General features: G+C 50.5%; 10 protein-coding genes. 4 read left to right on the top strand and 6 right to left on the bottom strand.

Features of this window, described 5'->3' with window-relative positions; all coding sequences use genetic code 11:
* Positions 1-320 (bottom strand): hypothetical protein (locus ACKI61_RS00425; protein WP_407455855.1); only part of this gene is annotated, 320 nt, incomplete at its 3' end.
* Between the two features lie 343 nt (positions 321-663).
* On the bottom strand, positions 664-921 hold the full coding sequence (locus tag ACKI61_RS00420) for a hypothetical protein (RefSeq protein ID WP_407455854.1): 258 nt from the start codon (positions 919-921) through the stop codon (positions 664-666).
* Positions 922-1,157: 236 nt separating this feature from the next.
* Here ACKI61_RS00420 and ACKI61_RS00415 point away from each other — a divergent pair, with 236 nt between their 5' ends.
* Positions 1,158-2,060 (top strand): PD-(D/E)XK nuclease family transposase, encoded by a 903-nt coding sequence (locus ACKI61_RS00415; RefSeq protein ID WP_407455853.1) that lies wholly within the window; start codon positions 1,158-1,160, stop codon positions 2,058-2,060.
* 13 nt (positions 2,061-2,073) lie between these two features.
* Here ACKI61_RS00415 and ACKI61_RS00410 read toward each other — a convergent pair whose 3' ends face one another.
* The 4 genes from ACKI61_RS00410 to ACKI61_RS00395 form a co-directional block, all read right to left on the bottom strand.
* The gene (locus ACKI61_RS00410) at positions 2,074-2,787 is read right to left on the bottom strand and encodes a hypothetical protein (RefSeq protein WP_407455852.1); all 714 of its coding nucleotides are present in this window, start codon (positions 2,785-2,787) and stop codon (positions 2,074-2,076) included.
* A gap of 421 nt (positions 2,788-3,208) precedes the next feature.
* Positions 3,209-3,667 (bottom strand): hypothetical protein, encoded by a 459-nt coding sequence (locus ACKI61_RS00405; RefSeq protein ID WP_407455851.1) that lies wholly within the window; start codon positions 3,665-3,667, stop codon positions 3,209-3,211.
* Positions 3,668-3,795: 128 nt separating this feature from the next.
* The gene (locus ACKI61_RS00400) at positions 3,796-4,551 is read right to left on the bottom strand and encodes a hypothetical protein (protein ID WP_407455850.1); all 756 of its coding nucleotides are present in this window, start codon (positions 4,549-4,551) and stop codon (positions 3,796-3,798) included.
* A 264-nt stretch (positions 4,552-4,815) separates the two neighbouring features.
* Entirely contained in the window at positions 4,816-6,555 is a 1,740-nt protein-coding gene (locus ACKI61_RS00395; RefSeq protein WP_407455849.1) for a DEAD/DEAH box helicase family protein, read from the bottom strand.
* A 217-nt stretch (positions 6,556-6,772) separates the two neighbouring features.
* On the opposite strand from ACKI61_RS00395, the gene rpsB reads away from it, so the two are divergent.
* The 3 genes from rpsB (at position 6,773) to ACKI61_RS00380 (ending at position 9,034) form a co-directional block, all read left to right on the top strand.
* Entirely contained in the window at positions 6,773-7,513 is a 741-nt protein-coding gene (rpsB, locus tag ACKI61_RS00390; protein ID WP_163415683.1) for a 30S ribosomal protein S2, read from the top strand.
* Between the two features lies 1 nt (position 7,514).
* Complete coding sequence (gene tsf / locus ACKI61_RS00385; RefSeq protein WP_407450480.1) at positions 7,515-8,399, top strand: translation elongation factor Ts; 885 nt, start codon at positions 7,515-7,517, stop codon at positions 8,397-8,399.
* Positions 8,400-8,629: 230 nt separating this feature from the next.
* The gene (locus ACKI61_RS00380; RefSeq protein WP_407455848.1) at positions 8,630-9,034 is read left to right on the top strand and encodes an Abi family protein; all 405 of its coding nucleotides are present in this window, start codon (positions 8,630-8,632) and stop codon (positions 9,032-9,034) included.
* Positions 9,035-9,553: the final 519 nt, after the last annotated feature.

Below are 9,553 nucleotides of genomic sequence, written 5' to 3'. Positions count from 1 at the left end.
CTCGTAGCTTGCATCTGTCTTATTTTGTTTAGCAAATCGCTTCCGTTTTTTTTGAAAGGACCGATTTTGCTATTAAGCACTTCTTGTAACGGGCGAGGTGTTTCCAGGCCATTATCCAAGACATCTTCCAACAAGCGCTCAAGCCCCTCATAGTCTTTTTGCAATTGAGCGTCACACCCTTGCACAAAATAAACCGGAATGTTTTCGGCCTTATCGAGAAGTTCCTGCCCCCATACATTCTTCCCTTTTTCAAGGGCATTTTGGCAATATTGCTCTACACCATCGTCAATAGAACGGTTCATCTTGTTGTCAAATTTCATTTAGTACTCCGATTTATATAGGGGACTTAAAAGGGACTTACATAATATACATAATTTTTTTGTTTTTCTGTTTTTTTTATAAAAGCAGCTTGATTGTGGTTCCTTACAGCCAGATTCTTCCGCTAATCCGTAAGGATGTGCTGAAAAAGCCCGATGACCCGAAGGTCACCGGGCTTTTTTCAACCAACAACGGAAACTTTCTTACTTACACCCCTTCGTTGCGTACGTGCGGTTCTTGTTGTCCTGAATAACCTTCTTTTGGCCGATGTAATGGATGAATACCGTGCCATTCTTGGCGGTGTAGATTTTGGGTTGTGCCATAAGGGCCTCCTTTACAGATTGATTAAGCGTTCTCTTTCTTGAAGTAATGCTCCAACTGAGGGGCTGCTGCCGCTACGATTTCATCGGTCAGTTTGCCTTCTTCGTATTCAAGAAATTCAGCCCAGTTTTTCTTGGCATCGGCTAGAAGTTCTTCGAGATTCTTGTAATCACCGTCGACCATTGCTTCGGCGTATTCCACAAAACGCTCGACCGTGGTGTATTGGGGCAGTTCCGGTGTGGGGGTAGGTGTCTGCTTGTTCTTGATAATAGCGTATCCCATAAGGGTCTCCTTCAAAAAGTGTTCACTCTTATATATCGTAACGAAGCCTGCGAATGTAAAGAGCTTTCGGCAAATTTTGCTTTAGGCTGGTGCAAAAAATAGTTCCAAATTTCACATTTCCCTTGAATGCGGCGTATTAGATAATAAGCAGGGACTCTTTCCCTGGCGCCTTACGGGAGGTCCCCGTAAAACAATCAAGTCTGCAGGCATGTTGCCTGCGGAAAGGACTCTTATACATGACTAGAGAAGAATTTGCCGCCTTTCAGCGAAAACTGAAAAACGCAGATAATAACGGACTCGACCTTGATGCAATTGTCAAGGAATACGAGAACCGGAATGTTTACTTCTACAACGACGGATGTATCAAGAAAATTCTTGCAAGCGAGAAAAATTTGATGCTTACGACGGATCTGCTGAATGCGGCGCTGAACCTTGTCGGTTCTGATCGCATCGAGAACCCGAAGCTTGTAAACCCTTATATTCCAGGCGAATTGGGTTACCGTAGTGTTGAACCGGACTTGTTACTGATTAATGACCGTGGCGAAGGAATCCCGCGTGACCGCATATCCATTGATGTCCAGCATGAAAATAACGATTCCCTGTTCAATGACCGTTTGGTTCTTTATGTAGCTCGCCTTACAAGCGGCATGGAAAAGGTTGGAAGGTTTACTCGCCTGGAAAATTTGCATGTAGTCAGTTTCCAGTTCTTTGATGCGTTCAAGGAATCCCCGAATTATCGTCACAAGGTGCAGTTGCGCAATCAGGAACAGCGGGTATTCTTTGAACGTCAGACTGTCACGCTCATCGAAGTCAACAAGTTTCTTCGGCAGAAGGATGTGTTTGCGAGCGACAATAGCCGCATCGCCCAGTGGCTCCGTGCCATTGATACGCTCAATCGTGAAGCTGATTTTAGCGAATTTGCTGCCGATCCCGTATTCAAGGTCTTGCAAAACGAAGTGAAATTGTGTAATTTTAGTGCTAGATATATGCGTTGCGAAATGATGAAAGATTTTGACGAAGCGCGGTTGAAATATAATGTAGTCTGCGAAATCGCGAAGAACCTGCTGAAAGACGGGGTTCCTATCGATGTAATTGTCCGAAATACGAAGCTTTCTGAAAAAGAAATCCGCGAACTCTAATAAGTAATCTCTCCTACGCCGCCATCAGCTGGCGGAATTCCTCTTCGAGCCCGCATTCGACCATGGTTTGCCGGAGGTTCTTTTTCACGCTCTTCATGTTGGCGCGTTCGCAGCCGATGCGTCTGGCGGCTTCGGCGTCGGAGTAGTTGCCTTCGCTGCAGAGTTCATGTATGATGTCGAGCCGGTGGAGTGCCTTGGGGTCTCTTGTGGCAAGGCGTTTTTTGAATCGGGCGACCAAATCCTTTTTATCAAAATCGCAGTCCAGTTCGTTGCGCTCCCCGGTAAAGGGGTTTACGTCGCAACTGTCGATGCGGGAATATTGTTCCTCGTCGGTATCGCTGTTGCTTGCGCGGCGGTCGAGTTCCTCGTACTTGCTGCGCCTGGCGTTTTTGCGCTTTTCGTCGAGCATGCGCCATTCCCCGATTTTGGCGATGTAGGCGGCAAAGGGGACCTTTCGGCTCGGCTCGAAATCTGAGATGGCCTTGCAGAAAAACATGTAGGCGTTGCCCGCCAGGTTTTCCCGGCGTTCTGCGGGGCTACATCCCCAGAGGCTGAAGTCGGAGTTGAGCAGGTAAGATTTCTTTGCCACGAGTGCGGTAAAGAAGTCCCCGAAAATGGCCCAAAGGGCCTGAATAGCCCTTTCGTGGGCTTTCGCGCTCGGTGCCGTCTGGACAATTGCGATGAGGTTGTTGATTTCGGTGGTGGTTGCCTGGATGTTGAGCTTCATAAGTTACTCCTTGGGTGTGCGCCCCTATCGGAGCGGGGTGGGATTTTTCGACAAAAAAGAGCCCCTTGATTTAAAATTCATTTAAATCAAAAGGCTCTTTTTAAAGTCTTTCTATGTCAAACGATCTACAAGAGATCTACTTTACTACAAATAGTATATGTCCAGGGCTTCACTGCCTTGGACATCGCTTAATATAGGGGGGTATCCCCCTCTCATTCCCACTTTCTTCTCAGGTGATAACCTAAGTTGAATGATTCGGGGTCTTTTTAGGGAAAAACGTATCTAGTCAACAGTTTGTGCACGTTCTGTCAATAAATCTTCAAAATCGATGCCCAAAGCTGACTGTGTCCCTATTTTTACTTGGTTTTTTGTAAACTTTTGTTTTCTTATTAACGCTTTTAGCTCAAAACGGAATGTTACGCTAGTCCTCGTCTTCTCCGTTTTCCCAGTCCTCTTCGGCGTCGGATTTCGGGATTTCGATTTCGCTCAGGAGCTTGCCCTTGGTCTTCTTGATGAAAGCCTTGGTGGTGTCCCAGTCGGCTCGCATGATGTAAATCAGGTAGCGCAGCCCCTCGTAACATTCAATATCCCTGTGATTTTCGAAGAAATCGGCGTAGCTCTCGCCTTCGTACAGGGTGTGCTTATTTACAATGTCAGAAATGACGTCTTCGTCTGGGTTCATGAGCTTGTCGAACACGGATTCCTTCGTCTTGTAGAATGCGGGCATGCCCTCGGCCTCCGAAAGCGTGTAGAAGACAGGCTTGCCCTTTGCGGTCTGGGGCATGAGTTCCACCTCGGCAACGAGAATGGACGGGTCCGGGCCGCCGCTGCACACCTCCACGCGGGCGTCAACGATCTGGTACTGCTTTCTCTTCGGCATGTCGCACTCCTTGTTCAAGTTTCTACTTACATATCGTATCGAAACCGTGATTTGTCAAATAAAAGTGAAAAAATTTTGCCGTGCTACCGTAACACGGCAGAATTTGGTCGCAAAAGGTGCGGCCACGGCTACGCTGCCAGGGCCATGTGGCATTCTTCGTAAAGACCGCTGTCGCACAGGTGCTGGAGAAGCTGCTTGCGGTAGTTGTTCGTGGTGGCGCGGGTGCAATTCAGGCGGCTAGCGGCTTCGGCGTCGGTGGGGCTCAGACCCTCGTTGCAGATCTCCATGAGGGTGTTGAAGTAACGCAGGAGCTTCGGGTTCTTTGCGAGACTGCGCTTCATGACGTCAATGGCGTCCTTGAGGTAGACGTTGTTTTCCATGTCGTCGAACAGGTTGCTCGCCATCGGGTGGTGGCGATCGATGTAGGCGATATTTTCGGGGTCCGCGGCATGCTGGTCTCCCTTCTCGCTCGTTTTCTTCTTGTAGGAGCGGCATTCGCGGGCTCGGTCAATGGAAACTTCGCGGTCGTCTCTTTTGGAATTTTCTCGCTTGTCGGTCTGGAGCTGCCATTTGACCTTGTTGGCGGCGTGTGCCATGAAGGGCACGCCGAGGGTGGCGTCGAATTCCTGGGCTGTCTTCAGGAATACTTCGAAGGTCTCGCCCATGACGGCTGCGCGGCGGTCGGCGACACTGTAGCCATGGTAGCCGAAGTCGGAGTCCATGTTGTAGGACTGCTTGGCGGCGATTCCTACGACATTGTCGCCGAACTGCTCCCACATCTGCCCGATGGCGCTTGCGCGGGCTTCCTCGGTCGGGGCGGTCTGGACGAGCGCGATGAGGTTGTTGATCGGGGTGGCGGTGGCCGGGGTGTTGTTGTGACGCATGGGCGTACTCCTTTGGGTGTAGACGACAAAAGCCCCTTGATAAAATTTTTATCAAAAGACGGTTATATAAAGGGAAAAGACGAAAGTTATTTGGTCAGGCCGAGGGCGAGACCCTTATAGATATAGTAGGAGGAAGCACCCATTGGGGCGCCGGAAAACCAAACAGAGAAATTATCAATCACTCTCATGCTTACAAATATAGCAACACCCAGATGTCAAAAGATGACACTTGAAATTTGGGGTCAAAAAGTTTTGTAAACTTTTTTAAATCTTATGCCGTTGCTTGAACACGATGAGGTGTTCCTTGGCGCGCGTCGCTCCGACCATGATCAGGTGGGCATTGCTGTGCGGGAATCCCGGGCCCTTCTTGGAGGGTTCCAGGTCCGTCAGAATCACCACTTGCTTGTCCAGGCCCTTGTAGCGGTACACCGACACGATGTTTATCGCGGTCCCATTCAGGGAATCGCTGATGTCGCTCCAGTGGAATTCGTCGTCGTCCAGGTTGGCAAGCCCCGAATTTGCGCGGCTGCGCAGCGAGACGACAAGGATGTTCTCGGAGCCGACTCCTTTTTTCTGTAGACGCCTGATTTCTTTGCGCAGCAATTCGACCTGGTCTTCGGGATTTTCATACATCCTGACATCGACGGGGCGGCCTGTCGGGGTATCGTCGTAGCAGGGGATTCGTATGTCTGTCGTGTCGTAGACCCAGTCCAGAATTTTCTTGGTGCAGCGGTACCCGCGTTTCAGTACCATGACGGGCATGGCGCCTATTGTCTTGTTCCCGAGAACGTCGCGATTCTTGAAGATGGTCTGGTTGCGGTCGTAGAAAAAGCGGACGATTCCTTTTTCGGGGTCTTTCAATAGCTGCAGCGCTGTATCCAGCCAGCCGTTTTCGAAGTCTTGCCCTTCGTCGATGACGATGGCGTCGAAGAACGGTTTCTTCTTTTTCTCGCGGAGCGCCTTGATGGCGGCAGGGAAACTTGCGACGACGGCCTTATAGTAATCCGTCTTTGCGGCGGGATCTTCTGGTTCGTGGCGGGGCACTCCTTCTATCTTGGCATTGCGCACGTACTTGCAGGCCAGCTTGTGGAAACTTGCCGCGACCACCTGGCTGTCGTCAAGGCCTTCTTTCTTGAAATTTTTCTGAAGCTGTTCTGCCAGCAGGTCGTTAAAGCAGAGTACCGCGACGCGTTTGCCTTCGGCGATCAGGCGCCGGGTCTCCCACAGCACCAAGAGCGATTTTCCGGACCCGGCGACCCCTTCGATCTGTATGCGCGGATTCCTGGTGATCGATTCCATGAGCATTTCCTGGAAAGCGGTCGGCTGCAGGCGCGCACTCGATTCCATTTCCCAGAGTTCCGGCCAGGTCGGCTCGTCGAAGCAGCCCAAGAAACTCGTGAGGCGGTTGTAGTCCTCGTCGCTCAGAACTTCGTTCGGGAAGGGCTTTCCTCCGTGCGATTCTTCCTTGGTCTCGAGAATTTTCTTGACCTTGCGTTCGAGCGTGTTGTAGCTTTTTAGGTCTTGCTTCAGGATGATGCGCTTGGGCTGAATGGCGTTGCTGCCGATTTTGCCCATGTTTTCCATGTCGGCAAAACAGACTGCCCACTGCACGCGCACCTTGTAGTAGGTGAGTCCTCCTTCCTTGGGGAACATCTCGCTGAAGTGGTCGTGGAGCGGGTGGATGGACTGCTCGATTTGTTGGATGGGGGAGCGGTCCATGATGCGGCCCCCCTGTTTCCAGATGAATCCGTTTTCGGTACCCTGGGCTTCTTCGGTGGAAATCTGCCCGTCCTTGCATTCGATCAGGAGCATCCCGTATTTCTTGTGGTACAGAATGCAGTCCACCTCGTGGTCGATGCTTTGGGAATTCTTCCTGTCCTCGAATTTTAGCCGCGGGTTCATCCAGATGTCCCATTCGTCGTTCAGGCAGGCGGCGGTATCGAAAAGGGCTTTTTCGGAGCGGGAATTGGAATTGGCGGAAATTCTTTTGCGGATGGTAGACATTTGGGGGTCCTTTATACGGCTTTTTCGTTCAAATATACATTAGACACTGCTCCCTCTTTTTTCTATATTATGCGCCGCTTGGGCAATTTCGCCCAGGTAAAACCAATCACCGGCTTGCGAGAGTCGCTTCGGTGGCACAGTCCTGACCCCTGGGTCCGCCCTGTGCTTCGCGGCTTAATTGCAGTCCGGGTAGTAACAACCGAAAAGGAAAATCATTATGGCAAATCTGCCTTCTGTCGAAGATCTGCTTGCTGCAGGCTCCCACTTTGGTCACCAGACTCAGCGCTGGAACCCGAAAATGAAACCCTACATCTTGGCTGAAAAGAACGGCATCTACGTTCTCAACCTCTCCAAGACTCGTGAACTCCTTGAAGAAGCCGCCAAGGCCGCTGCCAAGATTTCTGAATCTGGCAAGACCGTGCTCTTCGTTGGCACCAAGCCGACCGCCCGTCAGTGCGTGCTCGACGCTGCCGCTTCTTGCAACCAGTTCTCCGTGACCAACCGCTGGCTCGGTGGTATGCTCACGAACTTCCAGACCGTCCGTAAGTCCATCAAGAAGATTGACAAGATCGACGCCATGGAAGCCGATGGTACTTTCCAGGCCCTCTCCAAGAAGGAAGTCCTCGACAAGAACCGCGAACGCGAAAAGCTCCTTTCCGTGTTCGGTGGCATCCGTGAAATGGTGAACCTCCCGGGCCTCCTCGTCGTGACCGACCTCGCTCACGAAAAGATCGCCGTGGCTGAAGCTCGCCGCCTCCACATTCCTATCATCGGCATTTGCGACACGAACGTCGACCCGACTCTCGTGGACTATCCGATTCCGGCCAACGATGACGCCGTGAAGTCCCTCACGCTCATCATCGACTACATTGCCGCCAACGTTGCAAAGCGTTCCGCCGACAAGAAGGCCGACAAGGAAGAAGCTAAGAAGTTCGACAACGGCGAGGAAGAAAAGTAATATGCAGATTACCGCTTCCCTCGTTAACGAACTCCGCCAGAAGACTGGCGTGGGCATGATGCAGTGCAAGAAGGCCCTCACCGAAACTGACGGCGACATGGACAAGGCCGTTGAACTCCTCCGCAAGCAGGGTGCTGCTGTTGCCGCCAAGCGCGCCGACAAGGCCGCCAAGGAAGGCCGCATCTACCTCATCGAAACCGCCGACAAGGCTGCCGCTTTCGAACTCTCTTGCGAAACGGAACCGGTCTCCAACAACGACGACTTTGTCGCTCTCGCTAACATGGCTGTGAAGGCTGTCGAAACTCAGGCTATCGCCTCTGTCGACGACCTCAAGAACGCCGTGGTCGATGGCAAGAAGATCAACGATGTGCTCCAGGACGTGCTCGTCAAGATCCAGGAAAACATCGACTTCCGCAAGTTCGCCGAAATCAAGAAGGTCGCTAACTCCGTGTTTGGCGTTTACAGCCACATGAAGGGCAAGATCGGCGTGATTACCGAACTTTCTTTCGAAGGTACCGCTTCTGACGAGGCTGCTCTCAAGCAGGCTGCTAAGGACATCGCTATGCAGGCCGCCGCATTTGCTCCGGTCGCCTTGAACGATGCTGCCGTCCCGGCCGAAACCATCGAAAAGGAAAAGGAAATCGCCAAGGCCCAGATCGAAGCTTCCGGCAAGGCTCCGAAGCCCGAATTCCTGCAGCGCCAGATCGACGGCCGCGTCGCCAAGGTGCTCAAGGAAATCGTTCTCGAAGACCAGGAATTCTTCATGTCCGAAAAGAACCCGAAGAAGCTCAGCGTCAAGGACTACCTCCAGGAAGTCGTTGCCAAGCAGCTCGGTCTTTCTAGCTTGAAGGTCGTGAACTTCATCCGCTTCGAACGCGGAAACTAAGAGGTTGTGTCATCCTGAGCGGAGAGGCGAAGCCTCGAAGTCGAAGGATCTCTAGCTACAATTAATTTGGTCGTCCCCCTGGGGGCGACCATTTTTTAGGTCTTAAATGTATGATGCTTTTTATTTAATTCAAAAAACGATTTGCTTTTCTCTGAAAAAGATTGTATATATGTAGATAACAGGACCCCCCGCACCTCTCATTGATGTGTCCCAGGGGGGACATTTTTTTTATGGAAGTAAAAAAGGCGACAACTTATAGGGAACAAGTAGAAAAGAACGAACAACGCGGCTGTTGTATCGAAAATGTTGACGAAGCCATCCGCTGCCTTGAATCCATAAATTATTACAGGCTCTCCGCTTATTTCCATGCGCATAAGTACAGCCCCGTTGGCTATTTGGATGCGTCGATTTATTCACGCTCACATAAGCATCAGAAATTCCTGGACATGTTCAATAGGGAAGTTGAGCATAGTTCAAAAATTCCTTTTGTGAAGCACCATCAAGACTGTTATAATGGAGTCTTCCCTATTTGGGTGGCTGTAGAATTTTGTATCCGAATCCCCAAAAATGGAACGAAGAATTTCTCCCGTCAATTAAGGCCTTGTTTGAAAAGTATTCGTCGGCCATTCAGTTGAAACATATCTCGTTCCCTGAAGATTGGGCGGAGAAAGCGGTTGCCAAGATATAGTTAGAACAAAAAAAGCGAGGAACATCCTCGCCAAAGATGGACCTGGGTCTTCCGACCAGCCCAATTATAATATACCAATTTTTATTAGAAACGCCGACATGGCTGGTGTTTCCTACCTTGAATAATCGTCTGGCGGGCCTAGACGGGGCGTTTTTGGCGGTTTTTTGCACAAAAACAGGCTGCTTTGTAATTTTTTGTTGTGTCTGGGCTGTATTTAAGTTATTTTTAAATTGGACATATTAGAGAGTTTAGCTCTTGTTCTCTAAGTGAAATCTCGACAGTTTCCCTGAACGAGAATAAGGCGAACGCTCACGCAAGTATGCCGTTTGCGGTATGCTTCGGTTTGCTGTACCAGCTTTTTAGCTGGTCTTTGGTCGTATAGCCAAAGAGCAACAGCCCTTTCGGGGCGTGGGTCGTTTGTGTTTATCGTTCAGAGGCAGTCGAGAGCCCCACTTAGGTAAATGCA

The organism is Fibrobacter sp., from assembly GCF_045601785.1.
Taxonomy (GTDB): Bacteria; Fibrobacterota; Fibrobacteria; order Fibrobacterales; family Fibrobacteraceae; genus Fibrobacter.
This window is presented reverse-complemented; position numbering and strand designations above follow the sequence as displayed.